The organism is Williamsia phyllosphaerae (genome assembly GCF_014635305.1).
Classification (GTDB): domain Bacteria; phylum Actinomycetota; class Actinomycetes; order Mycobacteriales; family Mycobacteriaceae; genus Williamsia_A; species Williamsia_A phyllosphaerae.
Window position 1 is genome coordinate 28,436 of the sequence record NZ_BMCS01000003.1, and the last position, 17,316, is coordinate 45,751.

General features: G+C 67.7%; 11 protein-coding genes. 7 read left to right on the plus strand and 4 right to left on the minus strand.

Annotated features, from left to right (window positions below):
• Window position 1: 1 nt before the first annotated feature.
• Entirely contained in the window at window positions 2-1,039 is a 1,038-nt protein-coding gene (locus IEV93_RS18660) for an amidohydrolase family protein (protein ID WP_188491842.1), read from the minus strand.
• A 188-nt stretch (window positions 1,040-1,227) separates the two neighbouring features.
• Between IEV93_RS18660 and IEV93_RS18665 the strand changes: the two genes are divergently transcribed.
• The 4 genes from IEV93_RS18665 (at window position 1,228) to IEV93_RS18680 (ending at window position 6,637) form a co-directional block, all read left to right on the plus strand.
• On the plus strand, window positions 1,228-2,706 hold the full coding sequence (locus IEV93_RS18665) for an AAA-type ATPase lid domain-containing protein (protein WP_229705330.1): 1,479 nt from the start codon (window positions 1,228-1,230) through the stop codon (window positions 2,704-2,706).
• Window positions 2,707-2,808: 102 nt separating this feature from the next.
• Window positions 2,809-4,134 carry a cytochrome P450 gene (locus tag IEV93_RS18670; RefSeq protein WP_188491844.1) on the plus strand — a complete coding sequence of 442 codons (1,326 nt, stop codon included), beginning with the start codon at window positions 2,809-2,811 and terminating at the stop codon, window positions 4,132-4,134.
• A gap of 95 nt (window positions 4,135-4,229) precedes the next feature.
• Window positions 4,230-5,723, plus strand: a complete 1,494-nt coding sequence (locus IEV93_RS18675; protein WP_188491846.1) for a flavin-containing monooxygenase — start codon at window positions 4,230-4,232, stop codon at window positions 5,721-5,723.
• An 11-nt stretch (window positions 5,724-5,734) separates the two neighbouring features.
• Window positions 5,735-6,637 (plus strand): alpha/beta fold hydrolase, encoded by a 903-nt coding sequence (locus IEV93_RS18680; RefSeq protein WP_188491847.1) that lies wholly within the window; start codon window positions 5,735-5,737, stop codon window positions 6,635-6,637.
• 8 nt (window positions 6,638-6,645) lie between these two features.
• Here the strand turns inward: IEV93_RS18680 and opgC are convergent, their stop codons facing one another.
• Window positions 6,646-7,755, minus strand: a complete 1,110-nt coding sequence (opgC, locus tag IEV93_RS18685) for an OpgC domain-containing protein (RefSeq protein WP_188491849.1) — start codon at window positions 7,753-7,755, stop codon at window positions 6,646-6,648.
• 13 nt (window positions 7,756-7,768) lie between these two features.
• On the minus strand, window positions 7,769-9,574 hold the full coding sequence (locus IEV93_RS18690; RefSeq protein WP_188491852.1) for an AMP-dependent synthetase/ligase: 1,806 nt from the start codon (window positions 9,572-9,574) through the stop codon (window positions 7,769-7,771).
• Window positions 9,575-9,857: 283 nt separating this feature from the next.
• On the opposite strand from IEV93_RS18690, the gene IEV93_RS18695 reads away from it, so the two are divergent.
• The 3 genes from IEV93_RS18695 to IEV93_RS18705 all read left to right on the plus strand — a co-directional run bounded on the left by IEV93_RS18695 (window position 9,858) and on the right by IEV93_RS18705 (window position 16,462).
• Window positions 9,858-11,588 carry a DEAD/DEAH box helicase gene (locus IEV93_RS18695; protein ID WP_229705407.1) on the plus strand — a complete coding sequence of 577 codons (1,731 nt, stop codon included), beginning with the start codon at window positions 9,858-9,860 and terminating at the stop codon, window positions 11,586-11,588.
• Between the two features lie 167 nt (window positions 11,589-11,755).
• Complete coding sequence (locus IEV93_RS18700; protein WP_188493178.1) at window positions 11,756-12,091, plus strand: rhodanese-like domain-containing protein; 336 nt, start codon at window positions 11,756-11,758, stop codon at window positions 12,089-12,091.
• A 204-nt stretch (window positions 12,092-12,295) separates the two neighbouring features.
• Window positions 12,296-16,462, plus strand: coding sequence for a PDDEXK-like endonuclease domain-containing protein (locus IEV93_RS18705; protein WP_188491856.1), 4,167 nt, complete (start codon window positions 12,296-12,298; stop codon window positions 16,460-16,462).
• 39 nt (window positions 16,463-16,501) lie between these two features.
• On the opposite strand, the gene IEV93_RS18710 is transcribed toward IEV93_RS18705, so the two are convergent.
• A complete protein-coding gene (locus IEV93_RS18710; protein ID WP_188491858.1) occupies window positions 16,502-16,924 on the minus strand; it encodes an HIT family protein in 423 nt (140 codons plus the stop codon).
• Window positions 16,925-17,316: the final 392 nt, after the last annotated feature.

A 17,316-nucleotide genomic window follows, 5' to 3' on the forward strand; every position in this document is an offset into this window, starting at 1 on the left:
CTCACGCACCGACCATCTCGTCGGCGCCCCGCGGTCCGACCGACGTCTCGTCGGCGGCGGCGACCTGCAGTTCGGCAGGCACCGGGATGTCGTACATCGCAGCGGCATTGAGGCCGAGGATCTTCTTCTTCTGATCCGTGGTCAGCTGCGGGTACTCACCCAACTCGTCGGGGATCTGGAAATCGACGAACGACTCGATCAGCCACCGCGGCGTCCAGATGGCGTAGTCGGAGGAGAACTGGATGCGATCCTCTCCGATCCAGTAGAGGAGTTCGCCGAGGATCTGGGCGAAGTACTTCGGTCGGCTGTGGATGAACGGCATCGCGACCGCCAACCCGGCGTGGACGTTCGGTTCCTGGGTGGCGATCCAGCAGAAGTCCTCCAGTCGCGGCAGACCGCAGTGTTCGACCACGAAGTTGAGGTCGGTGAAGTCCGACGCCACGTGGTCGACATCGGCGACATCGAACGCATCGCGGTCGAGCGGTCGGATGGTGGGGCCCTTGTGCACGTGGATGTTGCGGATGCCGAGTTCGCGACAGGCCTGGAAGTAGCGGTAGGCCCACGGGTCGTCGAGCTTGTAGCCGCGGGAGTCGCCGTGCCATTCGGCGGTGTACAGCTTCACGCCCTTGAGGTGGTACTTCTCTGCGTCGAGACGCAGTTGGTCGAGTCCCTGCTCGCCGTTGCGGGGATCGAAGTGGTGGTTGTAGGTCAGCTTGTCGGGGTGCTCGGCGGCGAGCTCGGACGCCTCATCGGTCTGCCCGAAACCCTTGTAGTAGAACTCGCCGAGGTGCGCCGGCTGAAAGATGGCGTGGTCGACGTAGCCGTCGGCGAACAGGTCCTTCATCAGGCGCTCACCGCCCTGGTAGAGGTAGTCGTCGTAGTCCCAGACCTCGCTCTCCGGCGAGAGGTTGCGGTGGTAGTCGTAGAAGCAGTCGATGAACTGCTTGCCGTGGATGTTGCGCTGGTTCTCCTCGCGCGCATCCCAGAGTGCGACGTGCGCGTCGACGATGAAGTACTTCTCGCCGTTCTTCTCGTACATGGGGGTCCCTCCTGGTTTGTGACTGGTGTCACAGGCTGTGGAGTCGACATTAGGAGGCCGATATGGCCGAACCCTGTGGTCGGTGTCTCAATCTGAGACGCGCCACCGCCGTCAGCCGCGGCGTCGCCGTGGTCCCCTCTTGTAACGTGGATCACATCGGGTGATGCGCCCGTGGTGGAGGTGTGGCGGTGTCCGAGAGGTTGCCGGAGCGGGCGAGGCAGGGTGCCGTCGTGTTCGGGTCCGCCGCGGACGTGCCACGTCGTCTGCTCGCGTCGTGGCAGCGCAGCGAGGAGTACGGGGTCTCGCTCGACTCGGTCGAACCGGTGTTCACCGGTACCGACGACCTCGGATCGCTGTTCTTCGAATGTGGCAACGAAGTCCTCATGGACCTGCACCGGACGCTGGCCACCGAGCCGGTCAGCATGATGCTCACCGACGCCGACGGTGTCGTGCTGAGCCGGATGAGTGGCGACCACTCGTTGCTGCGCGCTCTCGACGACGTCCATCTCGCACCGGGTTTCGCCTACTCCGAACGGGAGGTGGGCACGAACGGTCTGGGGCTGGCCCTGGCCGACCGTGTCCCGACCCTGGTCAGGGCCGATCAGCACTACGCGCAGAACCTGTGCTCGTTCACGTGCGCGGCGGTGCCGGTCATCGAACCCGTGTCCGGGCGTCTCGAGGGCAGCGTCAATCTCACGACGTGGTCGAGGTCGTCGAGCGAGCTGCTCCTGGCGTTGGCCCGGTCGGCGGCGAGCACCACCGCGGCGCTGATGCTCGCGCGGACCTCCGGCCGGACATCGCGCCCGACGCCGCGCGGCCGTGTGTTCCGGGTCGAGGTCCCGCGCCTCGAACCCGGTTCGGGAACCGTCCACTCGCTGTCCGACGCGTGGAACGAAGCGGTCTCGGCCGCCGAGGGGGCGATGTCGACGGGCAACGTCGTCGCGGCCATCGGCGAGCCCGGCGCAGGCAGGTCGACAGCGCTCGCACAGGCCGCCCGCCATGTGCACCCCCGGGATCGGATCCTCTCGGCCGAGGCCCCGGCGCCGTCGGATCTGCAGACCTGGCTCGGCCTGTGGACACCCGAACTGGGCAAGTCGCACACCGCGGTCATCGTGCGAGACGTGGACTCGCTGCCCATCTGGGTCGCCGATCAGCTGGCCGAACTCGTTGTGCGATCGCGGACCCAGTCGGTACTGCCGTTCGCGATGAGCGCCGAGCGTTTCGAGGACATCCCGCCACCGCTGGCCGCTCTGGTCGACACGGTGGTCGCGATCCCACCGTTGCGCGAGCGCAGCGCCGACGTGCTTCCGCTGGCGCACCACATGGCGACCAGGGCGCGCGGTCGTGATGTCGTCATCGCGCCCGCGGCGGGGCGGGCCCTGCAGGGCTTCGACTGGCCCGGCAACGTCGCTCAGTTGACGCGGGTGATCTCGCATGCAACGAGTCGTGCCGACGTGATCGACGTGTCGGGCCTGCCGCACGAGGTCCTCGCCGGGTCGGCGCGGCACCTGTCGCGGATCGAGGCGTTCGAACGGGGCGAGATCATCCGGGTCCTCGCCACCGGCAACCCGACCATGGCCGACGCGGCCCACGAACTGGGGATGAGTCGGGCGACCCTCTACCGCAAGGTCGGTCAGTACAACATCCGCGTCGCGCGCGACCGATAAATCGTTCCCGCTCCCGAGAGCAGGTTCCGAAATTCGCTCTTGCCCTCGTCGGTACATGTACGTACCGTGGGCCCGGTACAAACGTGTACCAAGGGAGGCGCGATGAGCACGCGAACGATCGGCGCAGCGGACGACACCGTGGTGCTGCCGCCGGGCACGGCGATGCCCGGTCTCCTGCAGGGGATCTCGGCGCTCCGTGACCGCCGCGCCGCGCTGATGCGATTGCGGGATCGTGTCGGTCCCGACTTCACCATCAAGCTGCCGACCTTCGGGACCGTCGTGGTCATCAGCGAGCCGGACGAGGTCCGCCAGATCTTCAAGACGCGGCCCGAGGATCTCGATCAGATCGAGGCGAATCTCGGCCGCGTCCTGGGCCCGAACTCGTTGTTCGCGCTCGAGGGCCGCCGGCACAAGGATCAGCGCAAGCTGTTGGTCCCGCCCTTCCACGGTCGCCGACTGGCGGGCTACGAATCGGTGATGGTCGACGAGGCGTCGCGGGAGTTCGCGGCCTGGCCGCAGGGTCGCGAGCGCAGCGTCCTCGACCCGATGATGTCGATCACGCTGAACATCATCCTGCGGGCCGTGTTCGGCGCCCAGGGCGCCGAGTTCGCCCGGTTGCGTGCCGTGATCCCGCCGATGGTCGAACTCGGCTCGAAACTGATCGTAATACCCGTGCCCACCTGGGACCTCGGCCGCTTCAGTCCGTGGGGACGGCTGAACCGGTACCGCCGCGAGTACGACGCGATCGTCGACGGACTGATCGCCACGGCCGGCGCCGATCCCGATCTCGCCGATCGCAACGACGTGCTCGCGATGATGGTCCAGAGTCGTTACGACGACGGCTCGGCGATGAGCAACGCCGAGATCTCCGACCAGTTGCTCACCCTGTTGACCGCCGGACACGAGACCACCGCGACCACGCTGGCGTGGGCGATCGAGCGGTTACGACGCCATCCGGCGATCCTCGATCGCCTGGTCGCCGAGGTGGACGCGGGTGTCGACGATCTGCTGACCGCGGTGATCCTCGAGGTGCAACGCACACGTCCGGTCATCGACTCGACGTTTCGCCAGGTGAAGGCCCCGAGCTACGCGCTCGGGCCGTGGGTGTTGCCCCGGGGGCAGAACATCATGGTCGGTATCGACCTGGTCCACACCGACGACGCCGTGTTCGTCGACGCCGCGCGCTTCGACCCCGACCGGTTCCTGGGCTCGCGACCCGACCCGCACGAGTGGATCCCGTTCGGAGGTGGCGTCCGGCGTTGCATAGGCGCCGCGTTCGCGACGATGGAACTGCACACCGTACTGCGCACGCTCCTCACCGGTTGGACCATCGAGCCGACCGCGGCACCGGACGAGAGTTGGCATTCGCGGGGTGTCGCGTTCGCGCCCGGATCGGGCGGGCGGGTCGTGGTCCGCAGACGGACCTGAGCGATCCGGCTGCCCGCCGATGCCAACCGTGCTCAACAGGTGTTGTCAACAGTCACTATTGCGTGGATCACACCGTGTTGGCGACACTTGGTCAGATGACATCGACGCAGCCGGAGTGTGTGGACGTGGTCGTCGTCGGCGCCGGGTTGTCCGGCGTCGGGGCCGCGCACCACGTTCGCGAGGCGTTTCCCGACGGGTCCTGCGTCGTCCTCGAGGCGCGTGAACGCATCGGGGGGACGTGGGATCTGTTCCGCTATCCCGGGGTGCGGTGTGACTCGGACATGCAGAGCCTCAGCTATCGCTTCCGTCCCTGGTCCTCGTCCGACTCGATCGTCTCCGGCGCCGACATCCGTGAGTACATCGAGCAGACCGCTGCCGACGACGGCACCGACGCTCGGATCCGCTTCGGTCACAAGGTGATCCGGGCGGACTTCTGCACCGAGACCGCCACCTGGACGGTCGTGGCCCTGCGCGGTCACACCGCCGTCGAGTTCACCTGCCGGTTCCTCTACCTGTGCACCGGCTATTACGACTACGAGCGCGGGCACACCCCGGAGTTACCCGGTCAGTCCGAGTTCACCGGCCCGGTGGTCCATCCGCAACAGTGGCCCGCCGACCTCGACCACGCGGGTAAGCGGGTGGTGGTGATCGGCAGCGGCGCCACCGCGATCACACTCGTGCCCGCGCTCGCGGAGACCGCCGCACACGTGGTCATGCTCCAACGATCGCCGACGTACGTGATGGCGTTCCCGCGCCGGGACACACTCGACGAGAGGCTCGGTCGCGTCATCGGGCCGCGGCGCGCCGCAGGGCTGACGCGATGGAAGAACATCGCGATCGACACCGCGCTGTACCACTCGTGCAAGCGCTGGCCGACCTACATGCGCTCGGTCATCCGCAAGGAGAACGCCGCCCAACTGCCGTCCGACTTCGACCTCGACCGACACTTCACCCCGCGTTACGACCCATGGGATCAGCGGATGTGCCTCGCCCCCGACGGCGACATCTTCGCCGTATTGTCGGACGGACGCGCCTCGATCGTCACCGACGTGATCGATGAGATCACCTCCGACGGAGTCGCATTGGCCTCGGGTGAGCACCTCGACGCCGACATCCTCGTCACCGCGACCGGATTGCAGATGCTGGCGTTCGGCGCCATCGACATCGCCGTCGACGGTGCGGCGGTGGCTCCGTCGGAGACCCTGACCTACAAGGGGATGATGCTCAGCGGGGTACCGAATCTCGTGTTCACGATCGGCTACACGAACGCCTCCTGGACGCTCAAGGCCGATCTCGTGGGGGAGCACTTCCGGCGGATGGTCGCCCACATGGACGCGCGCGGTTTCGACCATTTCGTCCCCGTCCGCCCGGACGACATGGCCGAGGAACCGTTGCTCGACTGCGAGGCCAACTACATCCTGCGGTCGATCGACACCTTCCCCCGCGCCGGTACCAGGTCGCCGTGGCAGCTGGGGATGAGCTACTTCCACGACATCGTCGCCCTGCGGTACGCCCGTCTCGGGGACCCGGCCATGCGATTCGCACGCAGTGCGCGCGCAAGCGGCCGCATCGGGAGCGTTCCTTCGTAGAATCGGTTCTCGTGACCGACACATCGCCACCGAGAACGCTGCGCATCGAGCTGCCCGAACTCACGATCACCGCCTTGACCTGGGGTCCCGACGACGGTCCGCTGGCCATCGCGCTACACGGTTATCCCGATTCGGCGTGGTCCTGGCGGCATCTCGGGCCCGCGCTGGCCGAACGTGGGTATCGCGTCGTCGCACCGTTCACCCGCGGGTACGCACCCACCGACATACCGGCCGACGGCGACTTCCACATCGGAGCGCTGATGCACGACGCCATCGGCGTGCACCATGCACTGGGCGGGGGAAGGGACGCGGTGCTGATCGGACACGACTGGGGTGCGCTGACGGCCAACGCGATCGGCGCCCACCGGAAGTCACCGTTTCGGGCCGTGGTGTCGATGTCGGTGCCGCCGGTCCCGGCGATGACGAGGTCGGATCTCGATCCGCGCACACGATTCGGTCTCCTACGCCGTCAGGCGCGCATGAGTTGGTACATCTTCTTCAACCAGATCCCGGTCGTGTCCGAGCGTTCCCTGGACCGCTTGATCCCGAAACTGTGGCGGGACTGGTCGCCCGGCCACGATGCCACCGAGGATGTCGCGCACGTGTTCGACGCGCTGCCCACGCTCGAGAACCGCAGGGCGGCACTGCAGTACTACCGGTCGGTGGCAGGCCCCGGCCGTCCCGCGGCCCGGTATCGCGAACTCCACGACTCGTGGCGGCGGGCACCGAGGGTTCCGACGCTGTACCTGCACGGCGCGGACGACGGATGCATGCGGGTCGAGCTCGTCTCGTCGGTGCGCGAGATCCTTCCCGAGGGGAGTCGGGTGGCGATCATCGACGGGGCGGGCCACTTCCTGCAGGTGGAACAGCCCGAGGCCGTGAACGCCGCGATCCTCGACTTCCTGGGCGGCTGAGACGTCCGTCAGCGTGTGACGTCCGACCGGCGGCGGGCCATCCTGACCGCGAGGACGGGCGCGCGATGCAGTTTGTCCAGCCCGACGTGACGTCGGAACTCCGCCCACGCCCAACAGAGGCCGAACACGCCCAGCGCGATACCGGTGGCGACACCGTCGGACCACGGGGCGATGACGATGATCGGTAGCACCATCAGCAGAACCGACTGGAGCACATAGGAATCGAGGCTGCGCGAGCCCACCTGACACAGCGGACGCAGCCAGTCCCGACGCCACCACCCGATCATGATGTGCAGGACGGCATACACCGCGGGGACCATGGTCCACGCCGCGACGGCGCGACCGGGACCGAAGTCGAGTTTGTCGACCAGCAGTGCGTCCGTGGTGGCCGCGGTATCGGCGGTGTGCAGCGCGATCGACACCGCGGCCCCGAGGGCGGCCACGAGCACCACCGGTATGGCTGCGCGGACCAGCAGCGGGCCCAGTTGCCGCTCGTGCCACAGCCATCCGACCACGAGGGCGGGGACGAAGATGATCTGCCACATCGCCCAGTTCTGGATCTCGGGCTGCTCGGCGGTACTCGAGATGTAGAACCACGCAGGCGAATCGACGAGTGCGACCGCGTACAGCGCGAGCGACGCGGCGAGGACCACCGGCCACGCGCCCCGTCGCAGCAGCGGCAGAACCAGAGCCGTGATCGCGATGAGGACCAGGTACAGCACCAGGATGTTGCCGCCGCCAGGGAGATACCGCAGCGTCAGCGCCCACCAGAGTCCCTGCGACCAATCGGCCACGGGCAGAAGGAACGTCAGCTCGGTGTGGCCGCCCAGCGACACCGCGACGGCCGTGAGCGCGAGCAGTACCTGACACAGGTAGATGACCGCGGCGCGGCAGATGATCCGCCGCCATGACTCGCGCAGCGACCCGGTCCGGTCCGACCAACCGCGGTGCACGATCCCCAGCAGCAGCCCCGACAGGAGCACGAAAGCCGACGCACCGTCCGCATAGGGGAACACGTGCGTCGGCTTCGCGAGATCGGTACCGAGCGCGAAATGACCGCTGACCATGCTGAAGATGGCCAGACCGCGCGTGGCGTCGATCGCACGGTCCCGGGTCATCTCGGGTGGAACGTTACCGCTTGGTGTACAGCTCCTCGATCTCGTCCCCGTGCGCCTGATGGATGACGTTGCGCTTCAGCTTCATCGTCGGGGTGATCTCGCCCGACTCGATGGTGAAGTCGGTGTCGAGGATGGTGAACTTCTTGATGGCCTCGGCCTTGGACACCTTGTTGTTCGCCGTCTTCACCGCGCCGTCGATCTCCGCGAGGAGCGTCTCGTTGTGGGTGAGGTCGGCGATCGGGGTGTCGGCGGGCAGGTTGTTGCGCTCGAGCCAGCCGGGCACGGCCTCGGGGTCGAGCGTGACCAGAGCCGCGATGAACGGCTTGTTGTCACCCACCACGAGGCACTGGCTCACCATCGGGTGCGCTCGGATCGAGTCCTCCAGCGGCGCGGGGGAGACGTTCTTGCCACCCGCGGTGACGATGAGTTCCTTCTTGCGGCCGGTGATCGAGAGGTACCCGTCGTCGAGCGCACCGATGTCGCCGGTGCGGAACCATCCGTCGACGATCGCGTCGGCGGTCGCCTCGGGGTTGTGCCAGTAGCCCTCGAACACCATGGGGCCCTTGAGCAACACCTCGCCGTCCTCGGCGATCCGGACCGAGGCCCCCGCGACCGGCCGGCCGACGGTGCCTACCTTCTGCGCGGTGGGAGTGTTCACCGTCACCGCGGCGGCGGTCTCGGACAGGCCGTAGCCCTCGTAGACGGGGATGCCCACGCCACGGAAGAAGTGACCGAGGCGATCACCGAGCGGTGCGCCGCCGGAGATGGCGTCGGTGCACTTGCCGCCGAGCGCGGCGCGGAGCTTGGAGTAGACCAGGACGTCGAACAGCTTGTGCTTGGCCTTGAGGGCGATGCCCGCGGAGCCGGTCTCCTGGCTGCGGCTGTACTCGATCGCGGTGTCGGCGGCGCGATCGAAGATCTTGCCCTTGCCGCCGTCGTAGGCCTTCTGCTTGGCGCTGTTGTAGACCTTCTCGAACACCCGGGGCACCGACAGGATGTAGCTCGGCTGGAATTTCTCGAAGTCGCTGAGCAGGTTCGTGATGTCGTTGGTGTGGCCGAGCACGACGCCGTTCTCCACCGACGCGACCGCCACGACGCGGGCGAAGATGTGGGCGAGCGGCAGGAACAGCAGCGTGGAGCGGCCCTCGGACATCATGTCGCCGATGACCTCTCGGACGCTCTTGCACTCGGCCAGGAAGTTCTCGTGCGTCAGCGCGACGCCCTTGGGGTTGCCCGTGGTACCCGAGGTGTAGACGAGCGTGGCCATGTCCGAGGACTTGATACCGCTGCGTCGTGCGTCGAGCTCGTCGTCGGCGACGTCGGCACCGCGGGCGGCCAGCGCGTCGAGGATGCCGTCCTCGATGACGAGGGTCTCCCGCAGCGACCCCGACGCCGCGTCGATGACGTCGGCGTGGGCGCTGCGCTGCGACTGGTTCTCCACGATGAGCAGCGACGTGCCCGAGTCGGAGAGGATGTACTTCACCTGATCCGACGCCGAGGTCTCGTAGATCGCGACCGTGGACGCACCCGCACGCCAGATCGCGTAGTCGAGCACCGTCCACTCGTAGCGGGTGGACGACAGGATGGCCACGCGGTCACCCGCCGCCACGCCGGCGCCGATGAGGCCCTTGGCCGCGGAATCGATCTGGTCGGCGAACTCGCGAGCCTTGACCGTCGTCCAGGTGTCGCCGGAGCGACGACGGAACAGCTCCAGGTCGGGACGCTCGCTCCGGTAGCGCAGTGGTGCGTCGATGATCGATGCATCGTCGGCGACGACGAACTTCGCGGGAGTGGTCGCTTCCAGCACGGGGGCCTCCATTTTTCCAATCGTGTCCCTGCGTCGAGAATCGGACAATTCCGACTGACGGGACGACTGTGACACAGATTACCTGTGCCACCGGTGAAGGAAACCGTAGCAACGAGCATTGAGACGGTCGTCGGCGCACGCGCCGAGTGGGCATGTTTCTCGAATAACGATCTGCCTCCTCCGGCGGCTAGAGTGCTGTGCAATGACAGATCAATCCCCGCAGCACGACGAGGACCGGGGTACCACCCACGGCCAGGTGCCGGGAAGAGCCGGAGAAGCAGTGAGCGACAGCGGGATGGAGACCACCACATCGGTCTCGTTCGCAGACCTCGACATCGAACCCCGCGTGATGCAGGCGCTCAACGATGTCGGTTACGAGACACCGTCGCCGATCCAGGCGGAGACCATCCCGCCCTTGATGGCGGGTCGCGACGTCGTCGGTTTGGCGCAGACCGGAACCGGCAAGACCGCCGCCTTCGCGATCCCGGTCCTCTCGAAGATCGCCGGTGGTGGCAAGAAGCCCCGCGCCCTCGTCCTCGCGCCGACCCGTGAGCTCGCGCTCCAGGTCGCCGAGGCGTTCGGCAAGTACGCCGCACATCTGCCCGACATCCGCGTCCTGCCGATCTACGGCGGCCAGAGCTACGGCGTCCAGCTCTCCGGTCTCCGTCGTGGTGCGCAGATCGTGGTCGGCACGCCCGGCCGCGTCATCGACCACCTCGACAAGGGCACCCTCGACATCTCCGAGCTCGACTTCCTCGTCCTCGACGAGGCCGACGAGATGCTGACGATGGGTTTCGCCGAGGACGTGGAGCGGATCCTGCGCGACACCCCGGACAGCAAGCAGGTCGCACTGTTCTCGGCGACGATGCCCAAGGCGATCGGTCGGCTGGCGCAGAAGTACCTGAAGAGCCCGGTCGAGATCACCGTCAAGGCCAAGACGCAGACCGCGCAGAACACGACGCAGCGCTACCTGCAGGTCTCGCACCAGCGCAAGCTCGACGCGTTGACGCGCGTGCTCGAGGTCGAGTCGTTCGACGCGATGATCATCTTCGTCCGCACCAAGTCGGCCACCGAGGAACTCGCCGAGAAGCTGCGCTCCCGTGGGTTCTCCGCGGTGGCCATCAACGGCGACATCGTGCAGGCCCAACGTGAGCGGACCATCGCGTCGCTGCGCAGCGGCAGCCTCGACATCCTCGTGGCGACCGACGTCGCCGCCCGTGGTCTCGACGTCGAACGCATCTCGCACGTCGTCAACTACGACATCCCGCACGACACCGAGTCCTACGTCCACCGCATCGGTCGTACCGGTCGCGCAGGTCGGTCGGGCAACGCGCTGCTGTTCATCACCCCGCGCGAGCGGCATCTGCTGCGGTCGATCGAGAAGGCGACCCGTCAGCCGATCACCGAGATCGGTCTGCCGAGCGTCGACGACGTCAACGCCCAGCGCGTGGCCAAGTTCGGTGAGTCGATCACCGAGAACCTGGGTTCGGACAACATCGCGATGTTCCGTCGTCTGATCGAGAACTACGCGCAGGAGAACGACGTCGCGATGGCCGACATCGCCGCGGCGCTCGCACTCGAGACGCGCGACGGTGGCTTCCTGCTCAGCCCCGATCCGCCGGCGAGCGAGCGGTCGAAGGGGCCGGACCGCCCCGAGCGCAAGCAGCGGGACGGCGGCACCAACTTCGCGACGTACCGCATCGCGGTCGGCAAGAAGGACCGTGTCACCCCGGGTGCCATCGTCGGCGCGATCGCCAACGAGGGCGGTCTGACCCGTGGCGACTTCGGGCACATCAGCATCCGTAACGACTACAGCCTCGTCGAGCTGCCCGATGATCTCGGCCGCGAGACGCTGACGCTGTTGCGCGGGACGAAGATCTCCAACGTCCCGATCAACATCACCCGTGATGAGGGCGGACCGCGTGGTCGGTCGGCCGCACGCAACGGCGGAGGGCGCGGCGGACCGCGCGATTTCGGTGGTCGTCGGGGTGCGCAACCTCGTGTCGCCGGTCGCGGCCGGAGCTGAGACCCGACCGAGACTTCCACCCTCGGCCACCGACGAAACTTTCCCGTAACATCTTGGCGTTGCCCGACGACACACCCGTCACGGGAGTCCGCGCAACATCGTGGTCGTTCGAATCGGCTTCCGCGACAGACAAGATCAATTCGGTAACAGGATCGGTGGAATCCCCGGTGTCAGTGGTGGATCGTATCTCGGCTACAGAAGCGGCCGAGCACACGCAGCAAGGCAGTGCAGTGGTGGTGGACATGCGTCCCCAGGTGGTTCGCCATCAGGGGAGCCTGCCCGGAGCGGTGGTCGTCGAGCCCGCTGACCTCACCGCCGCGTTCACCCCGACCTCGCCGCGCCGTGTCGCGTGCATCCACGATCTGAACATCGAGATCGCGATCGTCTCGGTCCAGGCGCAGGCGCGCCGGATCGCCGAACAGATCGCCGCCCTCGGATACACCAACGTCCGCTATGTCGACGGTGGTTTCCCCGCGTTCCGCTCGGCCCTGCTCGCCGGCTGAACCACCCGGGCTCATCCTTCCGGCACCGCGATCTGCGGTCGCCCACACCCCGGCCGGGTTGTCCAATAGTGTGATCACCCATGAATGTGATGGTCACCGCCCGACCGGGTAGCGTTCTTCTCACACAGGTCGCGTGTCGACCTGAGGTAGACGTGCAGAGCACTCCGACCCTCGACCGGCGATCGTGTGGGTGAAAAGGACCTGATGACCGAACCGATGTCCGGCGACGACCGTCGCGCCCGGGTGTTACGACTCCTGCAGTTCCTGCACGAGCTGATCCGGGCGCGGTCCACGGTGGTCCGACACGTCGACGACCACGAGGCGACCGTCTGGTTGGGCGACGATCTCGGCGCCCCGGTACGCACCAAGGCGGCGCCGGGGGAGCGGTGCGTCGAACTGACCGCCACGGGTGGCGCGGCGACCGCGTTCGGGCAGGTCGCGCGCATGCTCGACGACCTCGCCGAGCGACCCGAGTCGCTCGAACTCGTCATCGGTACCGGGTTGCTGACCGTGACGTCGTCCGACGGCACCACCTCGGTCAACGAACACCTCGTCACCCAGGCCGTCGTCGCCGAACACGATCACTCGACCGGCGTCATCACCATCGGTCTCGCGGGTGACTCGGTCCCCGAACTGCAGGACAGTCATCTGCTCACCGGCATCGACGGTTTCGACCTGAGCCGGTCGTCTCCGATCGCCGTCGCGCTGGGCAGCCAGCCGTCCGCGCTCGCCGCGCCGGTGGCCGAGCTCCTCGAGCAGTGGGCGGCGGAGGTACCGGCCGACCCGTCGACGGTGTCGGTGCAACCGCGTCCGGCGCTGATCCTGCGCAACCGCGGCTCGGGTGCGGTGCTGAGTTACTACGAGGCGATGATCTCGGCGCTACGCGACGAGTCGGTCGACATCCCGATCGGGTTGGCACAGCTCGTCGAGCCGATCGAATCCGCGGAGCGCGTCGAGCGTCTCGCCGCGGCCGGCGCGATGTCGGCGGGCGAACTCGTCGAGGACGCGCTCTATCCGCTGCCGTCGAACGTCGAACAGCGCGACATCCTGGCTCAACTCGGACTCGACAGCGGTGTCGTCGTCGAGGGGCCCCCGGGTACCGGTAAGACCCACACCATCGCCAACCTGATGTCGGCGCTGCTGGCCAAGGGTCAGCGCGTCCTCGTGGTGAGCGAGAAGGCCCAGGCGCTGCAGGTCCTTCGCGACAAGCTCCCCCCGGAGCTGCGCGAGTTGGCCGTCGCCATCACCGACGTCACCAAGGACGGCTCGACGTCGCTGGTGGAGAGCGTCGGGTCGATCGCCGCCCGCAAGGGGACCTTTCAGTCGCGCGTGGTGACCTCGGAGATCAAGAACCTCCGATCCAAGCGTGACCAGGCCCGGGCCAAGCGCGAACAGACACTGCGCGAGATCTGGCAGCTGCGCGAGTCGGAGACCGAGAAGCACGAGTGGGTCGCCGCCGGCTACAGCGGGACCGCCGCGCAGATCGTCCGCGCCTGCCGCGAGGTGGAGTCGCGGTACGACTGGCTGCCCGGTCCGTTGGAGTCGGCGCTGCCGCCCCTCGACGGCGACGAGATGGAACGTCTGCTGATCCTGCTGCGCGAACGCGACGACACCTGGGCCAGCCGACTCGCCCAACGTCTACCCGACCTCGACAGCTTCCTGCCCGACTCGGTGGAGATCGATCGCATCTGCGCGCGCATCTCAGAACAGCCCACCGAGAAGATGACCGGCAACGGATCACTGCTGGCGATCCTCGCCGACGTCGACAGCGCGCGACTGCTCGCGATCAAGAACCAGTGCGACCACCTCGGCGGCGCCGTCCGCGAGGTGCGGACGTTCGAACCCCACATGCAGCAGATGGCGCAGCGGCTGTTGTCCGGTGAGGCGGCGTACCTCTGGAACCGGATCACCCAGATCTCGGCGATAATCGACGAGGCCACCCGCCGGGACGCCGACATCGGCACCCACGACGTGGTGGTCGACGGCGCCGCACAGGGCGCCGCATCGGTGTACTCCGAGGCGGCGCAACACCTTCGGTCCGACGGTGTGTGGCGCGGACGGTTCCGCAAGTCGCCGCAGCAGCGTGCGGTCGAGGCGGCCGGCGTGACCGCGACCGTCGACGGTCGCGAGCCCCGGGACGCGGAGACGTTGCAGCTGGTGGCCGACCACCTCTCCGTCCTCGAGGCGGTGGGCCGGGTGCAGACCATCCTGGCCGATGTCGATGTCCCGGTGGACACCTCCGGTTCACGGTCGTCGCAGCTCAACCAGCTGGTGCGTCTCGACGATCAGCTCGGGTGGATCTCGGAACTGCTCACCGGCCGCGACGCGCTGGTGCGACAGCTCGAGTCGATCAGCCCCGGCGGACCCCGTCCCAAGAGCGTCGACGAGGTCGCCGACGTCGCGGAACAGACCGGCGCCATCGCGGCGACCAACGACGGCGTGCTGGCGCGCCGCGAGCTGGACGAGTGCGCGCGGAAGTTGGCGGCCGAGGTCGACGCCGGACCGTCGGCCGAGGGCGAGGCGCTGTTGGCCGCCCTCGTCGCCGCGGACGCCGACGCGGTCAAACTGGCCCGCCGAGGCTGGAATCAGGCTCGCGCACAACGTGATCAGCAGGGATCGTTGGATCTGCTGGAGCTGCGCCTGAAGCAGAAGGCGCCCGAACTGCACCGGGTCCTCCGCGACACCGCCGACGAGCAGGTCTGGGACGCGCGTCTGCGTGAGCTGACCGACGCCTGGTCGTGGCGCCGCGCCTACGCGTGGGCCGAGAACCGCAGCGACCCGGGCCGCGAGTCGCGGCTGGAGTCCGACCTCGACGCGGTCGAGGCCGACATCGCCCACTTCACCGCCGGACTCGCCGCGGCGTGTGCGTGGCGGGAGTGCCTGGAGCACATGACGGTGTCGCAGGTACAGGCGCTGCAGTCCTACCGCGATCACATCACCAACCTCGGCAAGGGCTCGGGCAAGCACGCCGAGCGTTTCCGGCGCGCGGCCCGGTCGGCGATGAACCAGGCGCAGGGCGCGGTGCCCGCGTGGATCATGCCGATCTCGCAGGTGCTGTCGTCGATCGCGCCGGAGCAGAACTCCTTCGACGTGGTGATCGTCGACGAGGCGTCGCAGGCCGACATCACGAGTCTGTTCCTGCTCTGGCTGGCGCCCCGCGTGATCGTGGTGGGTGACGATCGTCAGTGTGCACCGGGTAATTTCGCCGGCGCCGGTCTCGACGACGTCTTCGCCAAGCTCGACACCTACCTCCCCGACATCCCGCAGTACATGCGCGACAGTCTGACCCCGCGCTCGAGTCTCTTCTCGATGCTGCGCACCCGGTTCGGTCATGTCGTCCGGTTGCGGGAGCACTTTCGGTCGATGCCCGAGATCATCGAGTACTCGTCGCGGCAGTTCTATCCCGATTCACCGCTCGTGCCCGTGCGCCAGTTCGGCGCCGACCGCCTGCCGCCACTGCGGACGGTGTTCGTGCCCGACGCGGTGGCCTCCGGCGACAGTTCCGCGCTGACCAACAGCGTCGAGGCGCAGGCCCTCGTCGACGAGGTGGTCCGCTGTGCGTCCGATCCCGCCTACGCGGGGATGACGTTCGGTGTGGTCGTCCTGCAGGGGCAGCGACAGGTCGACCTCATCACGCAGTTGCTCCGGTCCGCCCTCGACGACGAGCAGTGGCACGATCGCGCGCTGCGCATCGGCACACCGCCGGACTTCCAGGGCGACGAGCGCCACGTGGTGTTCCTGTCGATGGTCGTCTCGCGGGACCGTAACCCGGTGTCGCTCACACGAAGTGAGTCGCAGCGCAGGTTCAACGTCGCCGCGTCGCGCGCGATGGAACAGCTGTGGCTGTTCCACTCGGTGTCGTCGGACGACCTCAAGCCCAACGACCTGCGGTTCTCGCTGTTGTCGTACATGGAGCGCACGCAGGGTGCCCTGGTGGCTCCGATGCCGACCGACGTCGGTGTCGCCGAGCGGTGCGAGCCGTTCGAGAGCATCTTCGAACAGCAGATCTTCCTCGACGTCACCGCACGCGGCTTCCACGTCAATCCCAAGGTGCTGGTGAACAACCGGGTCATCGACCTAGTGGTCACCGGATCCGATGCCCGGTTGGCCGTCGAGTGCGACGGCGACGAGTTCACCTCGACGCCGGAGCAGGCCCGTGCCGACATGGAGCGTGAGCGCGAACTGCGTCGGTGCGGATGGCGGTTCTGGCGCGTGCGTGAGTCGGAGTACCTCCTCGACGCCGACCGCGCGCTCGACGGGCTGTGGCGCGAACTCGCGGTCCGTGGCGTGACGCCGGAGTCGGTGGACCCCGATCTGGTGGCGGCCCCGGTGGCCGAATGGGCGCCGATCGATCTTTCCGGCAACGACTGACCCCGGCCGGGCGGATCCGTGCCCGGCCGGACAAGCGGATCAGGTCGGTGCGATCACCTCGCGGATCGCATCCGCCGTCGCGTCGGCCTCGGGATCCCGGCGGACGACGAGTCCCTTGGCGAGCGTGATGCGGTCACCGGTGTGCCGGGGGACCACGTGGACGTGGGTGTGGAACACGGTCTGAAAGGCGGCACGGCCGTCGTTGATCATCACGTTCACGCCGTCGGCGGCGATGCTCGACGCGCGCAGCGCTGCCCCCACCGTGCGCGCGCCGTCGAACAGGCGCGCGCCCACATCGCTGCTCACCCCGGCGAGATCCGGGATGTGCTCCCGCGGGATCACCTGGGTGTGCCCCGGACGTACCGGCCGGATGTCGAGGAACGCGACGACGTGCTCGTCGGAGTAGACGATCCGGGCCGGCGCGGAGCCGGTGACGATCGCGCAGAACACACAGTCGCTCATGACCGACACCCTACGAACCGGGCGTCCGTCACGACGCGCGGCACGGCGCCACGCGCCGGTGTAACGATTCGATAACGAACCGCGGATGTTGTCCCATCGCCCGATGGCGAGTGGAAAACCGCCCGTGACATGCGGTTCGCGACCTCGCGCGGGGGACCGGCGGAGACAGCCGGTTTGTTACCCGCGGGGTTACTGGCGGGTATACCCACGGGTCACCACAGAACATGAGGAAACCCTCATTTTCGTGTGCGAACATGTGTGAGTTGCCTTGAGATGAGGCGTCAGGCGAGTACCACCGACTCGACCCGGACGATCATTGCGCGACAACCGAACTCGACCCGCTCACCGATGAGCTGCGGCCGCCGGGAGTGGACGAGCGTCGTCGATGACGC